General features: G+C 64.2%; 15 protein-coding genes. 2 read left to right on the top strand and 13 right to left on the bottom strand.

All coding sequences use genetic code 11. From position 1 onward, the window contains the following. Window positions 1-46 precede the first annotated feature (46 nt). From AB5Y72_RS14490 to AB5Y72_RS14460, 7 genes are all read right to left on the bottom strand, one after another. Window positions 47-1072, bottom strand: a complete 1026-nt coding sequence (locus tag AB5Y72_RS14490) for a substrate-binding domain-containing protein (RefSeq protein ID WP_325782670.1) — start codon at window positions 1070-1072, stop codon at window positions 47-49. Beyond that, entirely contained in the window at window positions 1072-2004 is a 933-nt protein-coding gene (gene rbsK, locus AB5Y72_RS14485; protein WP_325782671.1) for a ribokinase, read from the bottom strand. The genes AB5Y72_RS14490 and rbsK overlap by 1 nt, the downstream gene beginning before the upstream one ends. 94 nt (window positions 2005-2098) lie before the next feature. Beyond that, window positions 2099-2974, bottom strand: a complete 876-nt coding sequence (rbsB, locus tag AB5Y72_RS14480) for a ribose ABC transporter substrate-binding protein RbsB (protein ID WP_209792394.1) — start codon at window positions 2972-2974, stop codon at window positions 2099-2101. 30 nt (window positions 2975-3004) lie between these two features. After that, window positions 3005-3973, bottom strand: a complete 969-nt coding sequence (gene rbsC / locus AB5Y72_RS14475) for a ribose ABC transporter permease (protein WP_042074184.1) — start codon at window positions 3971-3973, stop codon at window positions 3005-3007. Beyond that, window positions 3970-5502 (bottom strand): ribose ABC transporter ATP-binding protein RbsA, encoded by a 1533-nt coding sequence (rbsA, locus tag AB5Y72_RS14470; protein ID WP_216990291.1) that lies wholly within the window; start codon window positions 5500-5502, stop codon window positions 3970-3972. The genes rbsC and rbsA overlap by 4 nt, the downstream gene beginning before the upstream one ends. Window positions 5503-5520: 18 nt before the next feature. Then, window positions 5521-5940: a D-ribose pyranase gene (gene rbsD / locus AB5Y72_RS14465; RefSeq protein WP_216990290.1), complete on the bottom strand. Its 420-nt coding sequence runs from the start codon at window positions 5938-5940 to the stop codon at window positions 5521-5523. Window positions 5941-6202: 262 nt separating this feature from the next. Next, window positions 6203-6820, bottom strand: a complete 618-nt coding sequence (locus tag AB5Y72_RS14460) for a glutathione S-transferase family protein (protein ID WP_209792389.1) — start codon at window positions 6818-6820, stop codon at window positions 6203-6205. A gap of 272 nt (window positions 6821-7092) precedes the next feature. Here AB5Y72_RS14460 and AB5Y72_RS14455 point away from each other — a divergent pair, with 272 nt between their 5' ends. Continuing rightward, a complete protein-coding gene (locus AB5Y72_RS14455) occupies window positions 7093-7848 on the top strand; it encodes a hypothetical protein (RefSeq protein ID WP_216990289.1) in 756 nt (251 codons plus the stop codon). Window positions 7849-7911: 63 nt separating this feature from the next. Further along, window positions 7912-8577 carry a DUF2987 domain-containing protein gene (locus tag AB5Y72_RS14450; RefSeq protein WP_325782672.1) on the top strand — a complete coding sequence of 222 codons (666 nt, stop codon included), beginning with the start codon at window positions 7912-7914 and terminating at the stop codon, window positions 8575-8577. A gap of 72 nt (window positions 8578-8649) precedes the next feature. On the opposite strand, the gene ttcA is transcribed toward AB5Y72_RS14450, so the two are convergent. The 6 genes from ttcA to AB5Y72_RS14420 all read right to left on the bottom strand — a co-directional run bounded on the left by ttcA (window position 8650) and on the right by AB5Y72_RS14420 (window position 14935). Next, the gene (ttcA, locus tag AB5Y72_RS14445; RefSeq protein ID WP_042074174.1) at window positions 8650-9558 is read right to left on the bottom strand and encodes a tRNA 2-thiocytidine(32) synthetase TtcA; all 909 of its coding nucleotides are present in this window, start codon (window positions 9556-9558) and stop codon (window positions 8650-8652) included. Between the two features lie 67 nt (window positions 9559-9625). Beyond that, a complete protein-coding gene (gene uspE, locus AB5Y72_RS14440; RefSeq protein ID WP_209792386.1) occupies window positions 9626-10573 on the bottom strand; it encodes a universal stress protein UspE in 948 nt (315 codons plus the stop codon). A gap of 139 nt (window positions 10574-10712) precedes the next feature. Further along, complete coding sequence (locus tag AB5Y72_RS14435) at window positions 10713-11468, bottom strand: FNR family transcription factor (protein ID WP_042076225.1); 756 nt, start codon at window positions 11466-11468, stop codon at window positions 10713-10715. A gap of 68 nt (window positions 11469-11536) precedes the next feature. Next, on the bottom strand, window positions 11537-12223 hold the full coding sequence (locus tag AB5Y72_RS14430; RefSeq protein WP_325782673.1) for a sulfite exporter TauE/SafE family protein: 687 nt from the start codon (window positions 12221-12223) through the stop codon (window positions 11537-11539). Then, window positions 12207-12407, bottom strand: coding sequence for a cbb3-type cytochrome oxidase assembly protein CcoS (gene ccoS / locus AB5Y72_RS14425; protein WP_318161387.1), 201 nt, complete (start codon window positions 12405-12407; stop codon window positions 12207-12209). Before ccoS ends, AB5Y72_RS14430 begins: the two co-directional genes overlap by 17 nt. Window positions 12408-12538: 131 nt before the next feature. Beyond that, window positions 12539-14935 carry a heavy metal translocating P-type ATPase gene (locus tag AB5Y72_RS14420; protein WP_325782675.1) on the bottom strand — a complete coding sequence of 799 codons (2397 nt, stop codon included), beginning with the start codon at window positions 14933-14935 and terminating at the stop codon, window positions 12539-12541. Window positions 14936-14986 lie beyond the last annotated feature (51 nt).

Genomic DNA, 14986 nt, shown 5'->3' with positions numbered 1-14986 from the left:
AATGCAAAAGGGCGGCTCGGGCCGCCCTTCTCATATCTGCTGATCCTCAGGAGTCCTTGCCGTCCGGGGAGGGGAAGGGGGCGCAGGAGTGCCTGATCACCAGATCCGGCTCCACGGTGATCCTGCGATTGTCTATCTGCTCGCCGTTGATGCGAGCCAGCAACCGGGTGACGGCGAGGCGGCCCAGCTCCTCCTTGGGCTGATTGACCGTGGTGAGTGGCGGCGACATATACTGGGCCAGTGCCACGTTGTCATAGCCGACGATGGAGAGGTCGCGCGGGATCACCAGCCCCGCCTGATGGGCGGCACTGATGGCCCCCATGGCCATCATGTCGTTGCACACAAAAAGAGCGCTGGGACGCACGGGCTGTGCCAGCAGGCGGGTCATGGCGGCGGCGCCGCTGGCGCAGTCGAAGTCCCCCTCCTGGATCCAGCCCGGATTGACGGCTAGCCCCGCCTCCTGCATCGCCTGCTCGAAGCCCGCCAGCCGCTGATCGGCAGGGGCGCGCTTGTGGGGACCCGTGATGCAGCCGATGGCGGTGTGACCCAGCCCCAGCAGGTGGCGGGTCGCCAGGTAGCCGCCGCGATGGGAGTTGTCGGCGATGAGATCCACTTCGCCGTTCTCCATGCCCCAGTCCATCACCACCACCGGCAGGCTCTTGAGCCAGTCGAGCTGGTTGAACACCTCCTGCTGCCCCTCGCTGCACATGATCAGCAGGCCATCCACTCGTTTTCTGAGCATCATCTTGAGGTAGGAGAGGGCGGTCTCGGCCTGTCCCTCGGTGTTGCCCAGCATGAGGTTGTAACCCTGCTCGAAGCAGTAGCGCTCCACCCCGCGCACCACCTCGGCGAAGAAGGGGTTGCTGGAGGTGGTAACCAGCATGCCGATGCTGTTGGTCTCCTTCACCTTGAGGCTGCGGGCCACCAGGCTGGGGGCATAGTTGAGCTCGCGCATGGCGGCGAAGACCCGCTCCCGGGTCTCCTCGGCCACGAAACGGGTCTCGTTGATGACATGGGAGACTGTGGTGGTGGAGACCCCCGCCTGCGCCGCCACCTCCTTGATATTGGCCATCAGTGTCCCTGCGCTGTCTGTTCAAGGAGGAAGGATTCCACCTCCTGCTTGCTCGGGATGGAGCTCTGGGCCCCGAAGCGGGTCACAGAGAGCGCCGCCGCGCCGTGGGCGAAGCGCACCGCGTCGTGGAAGTCGGCGCCGGCGAGCTCGGCCGCCAGCAGGGCACCGTTGAAGGTGTCGCCTGCTGCCGTGGTGTCCACCGCCTTGACCCGAAAGCCTGGAATAAGTTGCTGTTGTGTCCCGTTGCTGCAATAGACCCCCTGGGAACCCAGGGTGATCATCACCTCCGCTATGCCCATCTGGTGGAAGCGGGCGGCGGCCTGGGCCGCAGTCGCCTCGTCGGTGACCTTGACCCCGGTCAGCAGCTCCGCCTCGGTCTGGTTCGGGGTGATGAGATCCACCAGCGCCAGCAGCTCCTGCGAGAGCGGCCGGGCAGGCGCGGGGTTGAGCACCACCCGGGTGCCGTGGGCACGGGCCAGACGGGCGGCCTCCAGCACAGTCTCCAGGGGCACTTCCAGCTGCAGCAACAGGGTGTGGGCAGCGGCGATCAGTCCTTCGTGGCCTTTCACCACGGCCGGGGTGAGGGCGCCGTTGGCCTCGGCGGAGATGCCGATGCTGTTCTCCCCCTCGTCGCTCACATAGATGATGGCGATGCCGGTGGGGAGCCTGGGGTCGAGCTCGACGGCGCTGACATCGATGCCGTCGTTGGCAAACCCGGTTTTCATCTGGTGGCCGATGGCGTCATCGCCGATGCGGGCGATGAAGGAGACTTCTGCACCTAACCGAGCGGCGGCCACCGCCTGGTTGGCACCCTTGCCACCGGGCACCACTTGATAGCTGTGGCCGGTCAGGGTTTCACCGGGGCGGGGAAAGTGGGGGACACGCAGCACATGATCCGCATTGACGCTGCCGAGGACTACGAGACGATTCATTCCTATCACCCTTGTTGAGAACATCTTGATCTGGGTGGGCCCAGATCGGGAGGCTCTGCCGAAGAAAGGGGGAGGCGAGCCTCCCCCCACGGACTTACTTGTTGACGATCTGCAGCGGTACCGGGATGGATTTTTCCACCGGCTGGCCCTTGAGCACCTTGTCGGCGGTTTCCACGCCGATGGCGCCGATGAGGGCCGGCTGTTGGGCCACGGTGGCGGCCAGTTTACCCTTGGCCACGGCGGCCTTGCCATCGTCGGTGCCGTCGAAGCCCACGATCATCACCTCTTTGCCGGCGGCCTGCACGGCGCGAATGGCCCCCAGCGCCATCTCGTCGTTCTGGGCGAACACGGCTTGCACGGTCGGGTGCGCCGCCAGCAGGTTCTCCATGACGTTCAGACCCTTGGTGCGGTCAAAGTCGGCGGGCTGGGAGGCCAGCACTTCCAGCTTGTTGGCGGCCACCGCCAGGGCGAAGCCTTCGCCGCGGTCACGGGCGGCGGAGGTGCCGGCGATCCCTTCGAGCTGGATCACCTTGGCGCCGCTGCCCAGCTTCTCGGCGATGAAGTCGCCGGCCAGCTTGCCGCCCGCCACGTTGTCGGAGGCGATGTGGGCCTTGACCTCACCCTGGGCCGCACCGCGGTCCAGGGTCAGCACCGGGATGCTGGCCTTGTTGGCCAGACGGATGGCGTTGCCCACGGCTTCGGAGTCGGTCGGGTTGATCAGGATGGCGTTGACCTTGCGCACGGTGAGATCTTCCACGTTGGAGAGCTCCTTGGCCGGGTCATTCTGGGAGTCCAGCACCACCAGCTCGTAGCCAAGTTCCTTGGCCTTGGCTTCGGCCCCCTCCTTCATGGTGACGAAGAAGGGGTTGTTGAGGGTGGAGACCACCATGGCCAGGGTCTGATCGGCGGCCTGGGCGGTACCCAGCACGGACATGATGGCGGCAGCGAGCAGGGTATTGAGCTTTTTCATCATTTCATTCCTTGTGTGTGGCTTGTGGTATCAACGGTTGCTTTTGTTATCGATCATCACGGCGAGCAGGATCACGCTGGCCTTGGCGATCATCTGGTAATAGGAGCTGACGTCGAGCAGGTTGAGGGCGTTGTTGAGGAAGCCGATGATGAGGGCGCCTATCAGGGTCCCCATGATGCGGCCCTTGCCCCCCATCAGGCTGGTGCCCCCCAGCACCACGGCGGCGATGGCATCCAACTCGTAACCCATGCCGGCAGTCGGCTGGGCGGAGGATAGGCGGGAGGTGACGATGAGCCCGGCCAGTGCCGACAGCATGCCGCACAGACCGTAGACCGCGAGCTTGACCCGATCCACATTGATGCCGGAGAGGCGGGTGGCCGACTCGTTGCCGCCCAGGGCATAGATGTAGCGGCCCAGGCGAGTGTGGTTGAGCAGGTACCAGGCCAGCAGGAAGACGATGGCCATCAACCAGATGGGCACCGGCAGGCCGAGCAGGTAGCCGGTCCCCAGCCAGGCGAAGTGATCGGCGCCGTCACTGAAGCCGGTGGAGATGGGACGCCCCTCGGTGTAGACCATGGTGATGCCGCGCAGGGCGGTCATGGTGACCAGGGTGGCGATGAAGGCCTGCACCTTGCCCTTGGCGATGATGAGACCGCTGATGCCGCCGAGCAGGGCGCCGGCCCCCAGGGTGAGGGGGATCACCAGGGCGATAGGCAGCTCCATGGCGACCATGGTGGCGGCCAGGGCGCCGCACAGGGCCAGCACCGAGCCGACCGAGAGATCGATGCCGGCGGTGAGGATGACCAGCGTCATGCCGACCGCCATGATGGCGTTGACCGAGGTCTGGCGCAGGATGTTGAGCAGGTTGTCGGCGGTGAAGAAGTTCGGACTCAGGAAGGAGACCACGCCGATCAGCACCAGCAGCGCCACCAGGGATTTGTTCTCGATCCACCAGGCCTTGCTCATGATGCCGCGGCGGGGAAGGGTTTGGGTTGTCATTGTGCTGCCTCTTGCTCTGCTTGCCACTGTTTACCCACGGCGGCCGCCATCAGCTTCTCCTGATTGGCGTCCCGGGTATTGAACTCTGCGCTGATGCGCCCCTCGTGCATCACCAGGATGCGATCGCTCATGCCGAGCACTTCCGGCATTTCGGAGGAAACCAGGATGATGCTCATCCCCTCCTGCTTGAACTGGTTGATGAGCTGATAGATCTCCTTCTTGGCCCCCACGTCGACGCCGCGGGTCGGCTCGTCCAGGATCAGCACCTTGGGCCGGGTCAGCAGCCCCTTGGCGATGGCCACCTTCTGCTGGTTGCCGCCGGAGAGCAGCTTGATCAGCTGATCCTGGCTCGGGGTCTTGATGTTGAAGAGGCGCACGTAGTCCCCCACCGCCTGGCGCTCGGCCTGGCCGTCAATCTTGCCGGCGCGGATGAACTCGCCGAGGGCACAGAGGCTCATGTTCTCCCGCACGGAGAGCTCCAGCACCAGGCCGTCGCCCTTGCGATCCTCGGAGATGTAGGCGATGCCGGCCGCCAGGCCATCGGCCGGGCTCCTGGGGACCAGGGCGTGACCATCCACGGTGATGTCACCGCTGCTGATGGGGCTGGCGCCGTAGATGAGCTTCATCAGCTCGGTACGGCCAGAACCCATCAGGCCGCTGAAGCCCAGAATTTCCCCCTGACGCAGGGAGAAGCTCACCCCGCGCACGCCGGGGCCGGCCAGATCCTTGACCTGCAGGCTGATAGGGCCGAGCTCGCGCACCAGGCGCGGGTACTGCTCCTCCAGCCGGCGGCCCACCATCATCTCGATGATCCTGTCTTCGTCGAGATCGCTCACCGCCTGCTCGCCGATCCACTTGCCGTCCCGCAGCACTGTGACCCGATCACAGATCTCGAAGATCTCCTTGAGACGGTGGGAGATGTAGACGATGCCACAGCCCTGCTGGCGCAGTTCGCGAATGACGGTGAACAGCTGCTCTGTCTCGGTGTCGGTCAGCGCATCGGTGGGCTCGTCCATGATGATGACGCTGGCATCGAACGACAGCGCCTTGGCGATCTCCACCATCTGCTGTTCGCCGATGGAGAGATCCCCGAGTCGGGTGTCTGGGCCGTGTCTGACGCCCAGACGGGCCAGCAGACCGCTGGCCCGCTCGCGCAGCTGTTTGTGGTCGATGCTGCCAAAACGGGTACGGGGCTCGCGGCCGAGAAAGATGTTGGCGGCAATCGACAGTTCAGGCAGCAGGTTCAGCTCCTGGTGGATGATGCTGATCCCCTGATCCTGGGAGTCACGAGGGCCCTTGAAGTGGACCGGCTGGCCGCGGTAGCTGACGGTGCCCGCATCGGCCTGATAGATGCCGGTCAGCACCTTCATCAGGGTGGACTTGCCGGCGCCGTTCTCGCCGAGCAGGGCCATCACCTGGCCCGGATAGACCTTGAGGCCCGCCTCGTCGAGGGCGCGTACCCCGGGGAAGGTCTTGACGATCCCGGCGAGCTCCAGAATGGGCGAGGGGAGCGGGGAGCTTGTGCTCATGGCTGCGTCCTCCAAGACTTAGAACGCCACACCGGCGCAGAGGATGAGGTTGGCGTAGGGGGTCACCTCGCCGCTGCGCACAATCGCCTTGCTCTGGCGGGTGCGGGTCTTGAATGCCTCGTGCAGGCAGTACTCTATGGTGATGGGCTTGCCTTGGGCAGCGGCGTGCGCCTCCAGCTGATCCACCAGCGCCTGGTGAGCGGCGGGGCTGATCAGCTTGATCTCGCTCGCCATGATCACCTTCTCCACCACCAGATCGGTGAGCAGGGCGCTCAGCACTGTGTCAAGGCTGGGAGTGCCTGCCATCAGCGCCAGATCGATGCGCTCGGGACCCGCCGGTATGGGCAGCCCGGCGTCGCAGACGGTGATCTCGTCGGTATGGCCCATGTGGGCCACCAGCGAACTCAGGGGAGCGTTGAGCAGCTTGCCTCGTTTCATACAGCACCTCGGCGGTTTGTGACCGCATATCCGATATTGAGCAGGGCAACCGGTTACGCAACCGGTTGCGTCGTTGATGCGAAAGATAGGCGCTAACCGTTAACGGGTCTAGGTACAGATGACGAAAATGTGAAAACGATCTCAGTGATGGGGATCAAAAGAGGAAAAAGGGGTGCCAGAAGAGCACCCGTCAGGTCATAGGAACCGGGTGCCCGGGAGCGGGGTCGGTGCCTCGAGGGAAGAGCGACAGAATGGGGCGGGATCAGACGGCGAGCGCCTCCTGCACGGCGGGGCGGGCCTGCATGCGCCTGTAGTGGTCCGCCACCCCGGGAAACTCGTCGATGGCCACCCCATCGCTCTCGAGCCAGCTTGCCACCACGAACAGGTAGATGTCGGCCAGGCTGAAGCGCTCCCCCAGCACCCAGGGACCGGTCAGGTAGTGGCGCTCTATCTGGTCGAAACCCTCGCGCATGTTCTGGGGCATCTTGGCCAGCATGGCCGCGATGGCCTGCGCCTCATCGGCCCAGCGGCTGCCACGCCGGCCGTGGGCGTGGGCGACGTGCACGGTGGAGGCGAGGAAGCTGTGCACCTCCTGCATGCGGGCCAGCAGGAAGGGGTCCTCCAGGGGCGCCAGTTTGGCCTCCGGGAAGCGCTGGGCCACGTAGAGCAGCAGGGCTGGGGTCTCGGTCAGCACGCCCTGCTCGGTGACCAGGGCCGGTACCCGGCCCTTGGGATTGATGGCCAGATATTCAGGAGTACGCTGCTCGCCGGCGGCCAGATCGAGGCGCTTGACCCTGTGTGGGGCGCCGGCTTCCACCAGGGCGATGCGGACCGCCATGGCACAGGTGCCGGGGGCGAGATAGAGGGTCAGTTCGGACATGGCCGTTCTCCTTGTGTGAGCGATGGGGGAAGGAACCCGCCGATGAGTGCACCAGAGTCTGACGGGTCCAGGCATCATCCTACGCCCGTTGACGGCGGGGGCCAAGCCACGGAGTGCGCTGCCAGGGCTGGCCGTATTTTTGCGGCTGGTATCAACGGCTTTCTGAACGGAAGATAACAGGAAAAACGGCTACGCATGCCTGGTCAAACCGCTATAATGTGCCACCTTGGATCAGTCGCTAGTGAATGTTGGATAGTCAATTGAGTAATAGAATGCGGATCGGTGGAACCCTCGAACAGTCCCTCAGCCAGGGATACCGTCTGGACCTGCAAGGGGTGCTGAAAGAGGCGTGGCAGCAGACCCGGCGGACCGGTTTCGGCTTGGCGCTGGCCATCGCCGGTGTCATGGCAATCTGGATCCTGCTGAGCAATACCCTGCTGGCCCCCCATGTCGCCCAGGAAGGGGGGGACATGGACATGGCCCTGATCCTGAGCTTGCTCATCACAGTGATCATGTCCCCCATGACCTCTTCCCTCGACATGCTGGGGTTGCAGCAGTCGGTGGGAGTGCGGGCCCGGCCGAGCCAGGTGTTCGACTTCTTTCGCCACTTCCTGCGCCTGGGGAGCCTGAGCCTGCTCGGCAGCCTGATCACCAGCCTGTTCGGCCCCCTGTTCGAACTGCTGGGACTGCCGGTGATGCTGGCCTTCATTCCCTCTGCCCTGGTGGGCATGGGTCTGGTGTTCACCGTCCCCCTGGTGCTGGAGCGCGGCCTGTCACCGGCCCAGGCCATTCTGGTCTCCCTCAGGCTGTTTGCCCGCGGCTGGCCCAGCATAGTGTTGCTGCACGGGGTCATGCTGGCGCTCTTCTTCCTGGCGCTGATCCCCATGGGGCTGGGGCTTGTCTGGGTGGCGCCCCTCTATTTCAACTGCAAGGGGATCCTCTACCGGGATCTGTGCGGCGTCGCCGTGGAGGTGACCGAGGTGGCGGACAACGCCGGTGGGCAGGGGCCGGACCATTTCAATGCCTGACGGGCAGGCCGTGGCGATGGCCGATGTCGGCCCAGAAGAAGGCAAGATGCAAGAGGATGGCATATGACGAATCGACACGGGGTGGCGGCGGCCCTGCTGCTGGTGCCCATGCTGGGGCAGGCGGCGCCGTCCCTGGAGCTGGCCTACGGCACCTTCTACAGCCAGATGAAAACCTTCGCCAAGGGGGAGTTCGGCCACGCCAGGCTGGGGTTTTATCTGACCGATCCGCAAAATGGCCGGCGCTGCGGGCTCGCCTCGGCCAGGGTCTCGACCCCGGACAGGGATGTGCCTGCCGAGGTCACGGTGGACAGCGAGCTGCGCCTGCCCTACGACGATGATCTCAATCTGGACAAGGCGACCGTGGTGGTCGAGCTCGCCGAGCCACACGCCGCCTGCGACATGTCGGTGCAGGTGATGGCTGACGCCCCCGCCACCCCCGAGGTGCCGCTGGCGGAGATCGCCCTGCGCCAGCAGCAGATGCAGCAGTTGCTCGACAAGATGGCTGGCATGGTCGGCAAGTATTTCCTGCCGCAGATGGAAGGGGTGCGCTTCTCCCTGGTGGCGCCTTCGGGGACGGCCTACCTAGTCGAGGGCGCCCGCCAGGAGGCGGTGCCCTGGCAGCAGGGGCAACTGCTGCTGAGCAATGCCCAGCTGGCGGCCTTTGCCAACGGCAGGCTGCAACTGCAGGGAGAGATACTGCGGCTGACCCCCTGGTTGCACAAGGGCTGAAGAAGCCGGGTGCCAGACAGGCAAAGAAAAGGAGCGCATCGCGCTCCTTTTTCGTGCTCGCTGGCAGGGTGCTCAGCGCACCTCGATCACGTCCAGCATGTCCATCTCGTCGATGTCCAGCAGCGGCGCCTTGGGCAGCTCGGGCGGGTCGAATGCCTTGTCGCCCCCGTCGATGATGCCGGAGTCCCGGTTGATGCTCTTGAAGTCAAACAGCTTGTGATCGAGCAGGTGGCTCGGGATCACGTCCTGGATGGCGGTGAACATGGTTTCGAGACGGCCGGGGAAGCGGCGATCCCACTCCTGCATCATCTGTTTGATGGCCTGGCGCTGCAGGTTCTCCTGGGAGCCGCAGAGGTTGCAGGGGATGATGGGGAAGGCCTTGACCTCGGCATAGCGCACCAGATCTTTTTCCTTGCAGTAGGCGAGCGGGCGGATCACCACGTTCTTGCCATCGTCGCTCACTAGCTTGGGCGGCATGGATTTCAGCTTGCCGCCGTAGAACATGTTGAGGAACAGGGTCTCGAGGATGTCGTCCCTGTGATGGCCGAGGGCAATCTTGGTGCAACCCAGCTCCTGGGCGGTACGGTAGAGGATGCCGCGGCGCAGGCGGGAGCAGAGCGCGCAGGTGGTCTTGCCCTCCGGCACCTTCTCCTTGACGATGGCGTAGGTATCCTCTTCGACGATCTTGAAGTCGATGCCGAGGGTGCTCAGGTATTCCGGCAGCACGTGCTCGGGGAAGCCGGGTTGCTTCTGATCCAGGTTGACGGCCACGAGATCGAAATGGATGGGGGCGCTGGCCTTCAGGCTCATCAGGATGTCGAGCATGGCAAAGCTGTCCTTGCCGCCGGACAGGCAGACCATGATCTTGTCACCCTCTTCAACCATGTTGAAGTCGGCGATGGCCTGGCCCACGTTGCGCCGCAGGCGTTTCTGCAGCTTGTTGAAACTGTATTTCTCTTTGGCGTTAAGCTCTTCTAGCATGGCCTCAAACCCGGGACAAAAATAAGCGGCTTATTATAGCCATGTCCCGGGGGAGGGCAAGAAACGCTTATGCGGTATGCCGCCTGTCATCCACCGGGCAGCTGTAATCGTCGGGTTTGAGGATGAGAATGTCGCAGTTGAGCCTGTCCACCACGTGCTCCGCCGTGTTGCCGAGCAGGGCGGCGGAGAGCCCGGTGCGACCGACGCAGCCCATGATCATCAGGGTGGCCTTGAGCTCGTCCGCCATGTCTGGCAGCACCTCTTCCGGCAGACCCTCCGCCACCTTGGTCCACATGTGGTTGATGCCGAACTGATCGGCATGCTCCCTCAGCAGGTCTTCGTGATGCTTGCGGATGGCGTCGTTGTAGGCGTTGGGATCGAACTCGGGCAGTTCTATGGCCACGTTGACCGGGGTGCCCGGGTAGGTGTTGACCAGATAGAGGTTGGCGCCGAGCAGCTCGGCGATGGCGATCCCCTCGCGGGTGATGCGATCATTGAGGACCTTCTGCTCCTTGTCATCGCTCGAGCAGTTGATGGCGGCGATGAGGCTGCCGCCCCGTTGCCAGTGACCCTCCTTCACCAGCAGGACAGGGCAGGGACACTTGCGAAGCAGGTGCCAGTCGGTCGGGGTGAAGATGAAGGTTTGCAGGAAGGAGTGCTTGTGGGTCGCCTTGACCACCAGATCGTGGCGCTGCTCCAGCACCTCCTGAATGACGCACTCGAAGGGACGATTGTGCCACAGCACCTTCACCTCGCACTCCACCCCCCTGTCTCGGTAAGGCTGGAGGATCTCGTCGAGCCACTCCCGACGTTGGGCGATGACGCCATGGCGCATCTCTTCCCGCTCGTCCGCCGACAGCATGGCAGTCATTTCATACGAGAAGTCGTAGATCGTCAGGAGCAGGGTCAGCTGGGCGCCCTGCTCCAGCTCGGCGACCTTGACCGCGCGTTCGAGGGCGATCTGGCGCTCCTCTTCCGGGTTGATCACCACCAGAATGTTTCGGTACTTGACCATGTTCTCCTCCTTGGCAAAAAGGCCAATGATGGCAACTCTTTAGCCATTACAGCTTAGTCCAAGGGGGGAGGCGGGAAGGTGTGCCGGATCAAATTTCAGGGCGAACAGATCCGGCTGAGAATGGGGTGGGCGGGGGAAATCAGCCGCAGGGGGGACGGGTAGCGCCGGCCATGACGCCGAGGGCCACGTGATCCAGCACGGTAATGTACTTGCCCTTGACGCTGATGAGCCCTGACTTCTGGAAGCGGCCGAGCAGACGGCTGATGGTCTCGACGGTGAGGCCGAGGTAGTTGCCGATGTCGCCCCGGGTCATGGAGAGGCGGAACTCCTTGGCGGAGAAGCCGCGCTCGGAGAAGCGTACCGACAGGTTGTGCAGGAAGGCGGCGAGGCGCTCCTCGGCGTTCTTCTTGGAGAGCAGCAGGATCATCTCCTGATCCCCCATGATCTCGTTGCTCATCAGGCGCATGATCTGCTGGCGCAGCTTGGGCATCTTGCCGGAGAGATCGTCGAGCACGTCGAACGGGATTTCGCACACCATGGCGGTTTCCAGTGCCTGTGCGAAGGAGGGGTGTGCCTGCTTGTGGATGGCGTCGAAACCGACCAGATCGCCGGCGAGGTGGAAGGCGGTGATCTGCTCGTCACCCTGCTCGGTGATGGTGTATGACTTGATGGTCCCGGAACGGATGGCGTAGAGCGACTTCAGCTCGTCGCCGGCCTTGAACAACTCTTCACCCTTCTGGATCGGCTTCTTGCGCTCGATGATGCTGTCCAGCTGATCGAGCTCGTTGTCGTTCAGGGTGAAGGGGATGCAGAGCTGGCTGATGCTGCAATCCTGGCAATGAATTGCACAGCCACCGCTCTGAATACGTCTGCCAGGTTTCTTGTCCGGGATCATAGGCTCAAATGAATAATTGATTTATATCAAACAAGTTTACCACCATCTCATCCGTTTTGGATAGGGTTTCAAAAGGATGCCAGCCCGATCCAGAGGGTATGAAGTCCGTATGCCATGAGCAGCAAGGCGCCGCCCAGGCGCAGGCTGCGCAGGGTCAGCCAGTAACGCAGCCGATCAGCAAGCCCCCCCAGGGCAAACAGGGTTGGCAGGGTGCCGAGGCCGAAAAAGAGCATAATGAGTGCCCCGCCACCGGCCGAGCCTGCCGCCGCGCTCCAGGTCAGCATGGAGTAGACCAGGCCGCAGGGCAGCCAGCCCCATACCATGCCAAAGGGAAGGGCCTGCCAGGCCGATGTGAAGGGGATAAACTTGCCCGCCAGCGGCTTGATATGGGGCCATAGTCTGGCGCCCATGCGCTCCAGCAGCAGCACACCCTGCCACCAGCCGGCCAGATAGAGGCCGAGCGCTATCATCAGCAGGGCCGCAATGAGACGCAGCCCTGCCAGGGCGTGCCTGCCCGCACCCAGCTCGCTGGTGGTGGCCAGCAGCCCCCCCACCAGGGCGCCGGCGATCACGTAACTCAGGATCCGGCCGAGGTTGTAGTTGAGCAGATAGCCGAGCCGGCCCCAGAAGTGCTGCTTCCGGGCGGGAATGGCCATGGAGAGCGCGGCCGAGACGCCGCCGCACATGCCGATGCAGTGACCGGATCCCGCCAGCCCCACCAGCAGGGCCCCCATCAGATCAAGGCTGGTGGTCATGATGCTTGCCGTCCTCCTCTGGCGTCTTCTCCCGGGGGGCCGGCTGCTCCTCGTCAAACAGGATGTTGGAGCCCTGCCTGTCGAGATCCTCGAACTGCTCGGAGCGGATGGCCCAGAAGAAGACCACGCCCGCGATGATGACGAACAGGATGGCGATGGGGATGAGGACGAAGATGATGTTCATGATCTCTACCTTGGTGAAGGAGTCGCTTTGACGACTCGGCTCATGTTAACCCCGTTCGGGCCCAGAGCCAGCCGCCATTGGCGAGAAATGTGGCCCGCCACGCAGGCTGGCCGTTCAATCCATGGCCGGGATCAGCGATTGAGCCGCATGGAGTTGGTGACCACGATGAGGGAGCTTAAGGACATGCCTGCCGCCGCGAGATAGGGGGGCAGCCAGCCGCTCGCCGCCAGCGGCAGTACCAGCAGGTTGTAACCGATGGACCAGGCGAAGTTCTCCTTGATGATCTTGCGGGTGCGCAGCGCCAGGGTGCGGGCGGCCAGCAGGCGGGAGAGATCGTCCGCCAGCAGGATGGCGTCGGCGCTGTTCTTCGCCAGATCCGTGCCTCCCGCCATGGCGAAGGAGGCGTGGGCACCGGCCAGCACCGGGGCATCGTTGATGCCGTCCCCCACCATGATGCTGATATCCCCGGCCGCCTCCCGGGCCTTGAGGTACGCCAGCTTGCCATCCGGGGTGACCCCCTTGACCAGCTCGTCGACTCCCAGCTCCCGGGCCAGCCTGTCGCTCTGGGCCGAGCCGTCACCGGTGAGTATGGTGGTCTGGAGACCGGCGGCCTGGAAGGCCTGGATCAGCGCCCTGGCATCCGGACGCAAGGTATCCGCGAGCACAAAGCGGGCCAAGGGCCCGTGCTCGTCGGCCAGGTAGATGGCCAACCCTTGTGCGGCATCCTCGTCATCAGCCAGCCCGAGCCAGCGGGCGCTGCCGAGGCGATAAGGCTTGCCCGCTATCTTGCCCTCTATGCCGTGACCGATGACGGGAGTGACGTCGCTTGCAGCCGGCAGCACCCCGTACACCACGGGCTGGCTGCGAAACGCGCGGGCGATGGGGTGTTCGGAGTAGGCCTCCAGGGCCTGGGCTATGGCCAGACACTGTGCCTCGTCGAGCTCGGCCAGCGTCCGAGTCTGCACCAGGCTGATGTTGCCCGTGGTCAGGGTGCCCGTCTTGTCCATCACCACCCGGTTGGCCTTGGTCAAGATGTCCAGCACATGACCGCGGCGCAGCAAGATGCCGCTGCGGGTGAGATGGGCGGTGGCCGAGGTGAGCGCGGTCGGGGTGGCCAGCGACAGGGCGCAGGGGCAGGTCGCCACCAGCACCGCCAGAGTGACCCAGAAGGCGCGCTCGGGGGCGTGGAAGTGCCAGAAGGTCCAGACCAAGGCGGCAATCACCAGCAGCACCAGGATAAAGTGGCGGGATAGCACGTCCGCCAGCTGGGCGATGGCGGGTTTGTCGTCCAGCGCGTGATCCTGCAGGCGCATGATCTGGGCGAGGCGTGACTCCTCGATGGGGTGGCTGACCCGTATCTCCAGCGGCGCGTCCGTGTTGATGGTGCCGGCGTAGACGGGATCTCCCGCCTGCTTGAGCAGCGGCAACTGCTCGCCGGTCAGCATGGCCTCGTTGAGGCTGGCCTGACCCTGGAGAATGAGGCCGTCTGCAGGCAGGGTGGCACCGGCCAGCACCCGGACCCTGTCTCCGATCCGCAGCGTCTTGGCCGCCACCTCGCGCTCGCCATCGTCGTCGATCCGGGTGGCCATGACGGGGACCAGGCGCGCCAGGTTGGAGCTGGACTCCGACGCCTTGCGCCTGGCTCTCAGCTCGAGCAGGCGCCCCAGCAGCAGGAAGAAGACGAACATGGTGATGGAGTCGTAATAGACCTCGCCGGTGTTGGAGACGGTGGCCCAGAGGGAGGCGACGAAGGCTCCGATGAGGGCCAGCGACACCGAGACGTCCATGGAGAGGTGGCCCTGCTTCAGGCTGCGCCAGGCCCCCAGGTAGAAGGGCTGGGCCGAGTAGATCATGATGGGGGTGGAGAGCAGCAGGCTTATCCACTTGAAGTAGATCATGAACTCCTCCTCCACGCTGATGAAGAGGTCCATGTAGAGCGCCACGGCGCACATCATCACCTGCATGGAGCCGAGGCCAGCCAGCGCCATGCGGAACATGTAGCTGCGCACCTCGCGGGCGTAGAGCGCCTCCTGGCTGTGGGTCTGGAAGGGGTAGGCGCGGTAACCTATCTTGGCGAAGCCCTTGAGGATGTCGCTCAAGCTAAGCCTCTCCGGATCCCACTTGATGCGGGCGCGGTGGGTGGTGGTGTTGACGTTGACATAGTGCAGGCCAGAGAGCTTGCTCAAGTGGCGCTCGATAAGCCAGGCGCAGGCGGCGCAGGTCAGCCCCTCCACGGTGAGCTGGATCTCCCGCATTCGCTGGCTCCCCGTGCCCGTCTCGGTGACGAAGTCCTGTTGCACCTCGGCAAGATCATAATGGGTGAGGGCGGCCAGCTCGCTCGGCACCAGCTCCCCCTTGCTGCCCGGTGCGGTGCGGTGTTCGTAGTAACTGGCGAGGCCGCACTCGAGAATGGTCTGCGCCACGGCCTGGCAACCGGGGCAGCACATGGGCTGGACTATGCCTTTGATCTCTAGGGTAAAGTGACTGTCAGTGGGAACCGGTTCACCACAGTGAAAACAGCCGGTCATGGGCATGATCCCTCTTTGCAGCAGCCCTCGTGGGCAAGATAAGGGAGGAGG

The organism is Aeromonas sp. R7-4, from assembly GCF_040908055.1.
Lineage (GTDB): Bacteria > Pseudomonadota > Gammaproteobacteria > Enterobacterales > Aeromonadaceae > Aeromonas > Aeromonas sanarellii.
This window is presented reverse-complemented; position numbering and strand designations above follow the sequence as displayed.

Bases quoted from the DNA above. Each gene is read 5' to 3' on its own strand.
- AB5Y72_RS14490 (WP_325782670.1), bottom strand. From the start codon at position 1,072: ATGGCCAATATCAAGGAGGTGGCGGCGCAGGCGGGGGTCTCCACCACC.
- rbsK (WP_325782671.1), bottom strand. From the start codon at position 2,004: ATGAATCGTCTCGTAGTCCTCGGCAGCGTCAATGCGGATCATGTGCTG.
- rbsB (WP_209792394.1), bottom strand. From the start codon at position 2,974: ATGAAAAAGCTCAATACCCTGCTCGCTGCCGCCATCATGTCCGTGCTG.
- rbsC (WP_042074184.1), bottom strand. From the start codon at position 3,973: ATGACAACCCAAACCCTTCCCCGCCGCGGCATCATGAGCAAGGCCTGG.
- rbsA (WP_216990291.1), bottom strand. From the start codon at position 5,502: ATGAGCACAAGCTCCCCGCTCCCCTCGCCCATTCTGGAGCTCGCCGGG.
- rbsD (WP_216990290.1), bottom strand. From the start codon at position 5,940: ATGAAACGAGGCAAGCTGCTCAACGCTCCCCTGAGTTCGCTGGTGGCC.
- AB5Y72_RS14460 (WP_209792389.1), bottom strand. From the start codon at position 6,820: ATGTCCGAACTGACCCTCTATCTCGCCCCCGGCACCTGTGCCATGGCG.
- AB5Y72_RS14455 (WP_216990289.1), top strand. From the start codon at position 7,093: ATGCGGATCGGTGGAACCCTCGAACAGTCCCTCAGCCAGGGATACCGT.
- AB5Y72_RS14450 (WP_325782672.1), top strand. From the start codon at position 7,912: ATGACGAATCGACACGGGGTGGCGGCGGCCCTGCTGCTGGTGCCCATG.
- ttcA (WP_042074174.1), bottom strand. From the start codon at position 9,558: ATGCTAGAAGAGCTTAACGCCAAAGAGAAATACAGTTTCAACAAGCTG.
- uspE (WP_209792386.1), bottom strand. From the start codon at position 10,573: ATGGTCAAGTACCGAAACATTCTGGTGGTGATCAACCCGGAAGAGGAG.
- AB5Y72_RS14435 (WP_042076225.1), bottom strand. From the start codon at position 11,468: ATGATCCCGGACAAGAAACCTGGCAGACGTATTCAGAGCGGTGGCTGT.
- AB5Y72_RS14430 (WP_325782673.1), bottom strand. From the start codon at position 12,223: ATGACCACCAGCCTTGATCTGATGGGGGCCCTGCTGGTGGGGCTGGCG.
- ccoS (WP_318161387.1), bottom strand. From the start codon at position 12,407: ATGAACATCATCTTCGTCCTCATCCCCATCGCCATCCTGTTCGTCATC.
- AB5Y72_RS14420 (WP_325782675.1), bottom strand. From the start codon at position 14,935: ATGACCGGCTGTTTTCACTGTGGTGAACCGGTTCCCACTGACAGTCAC.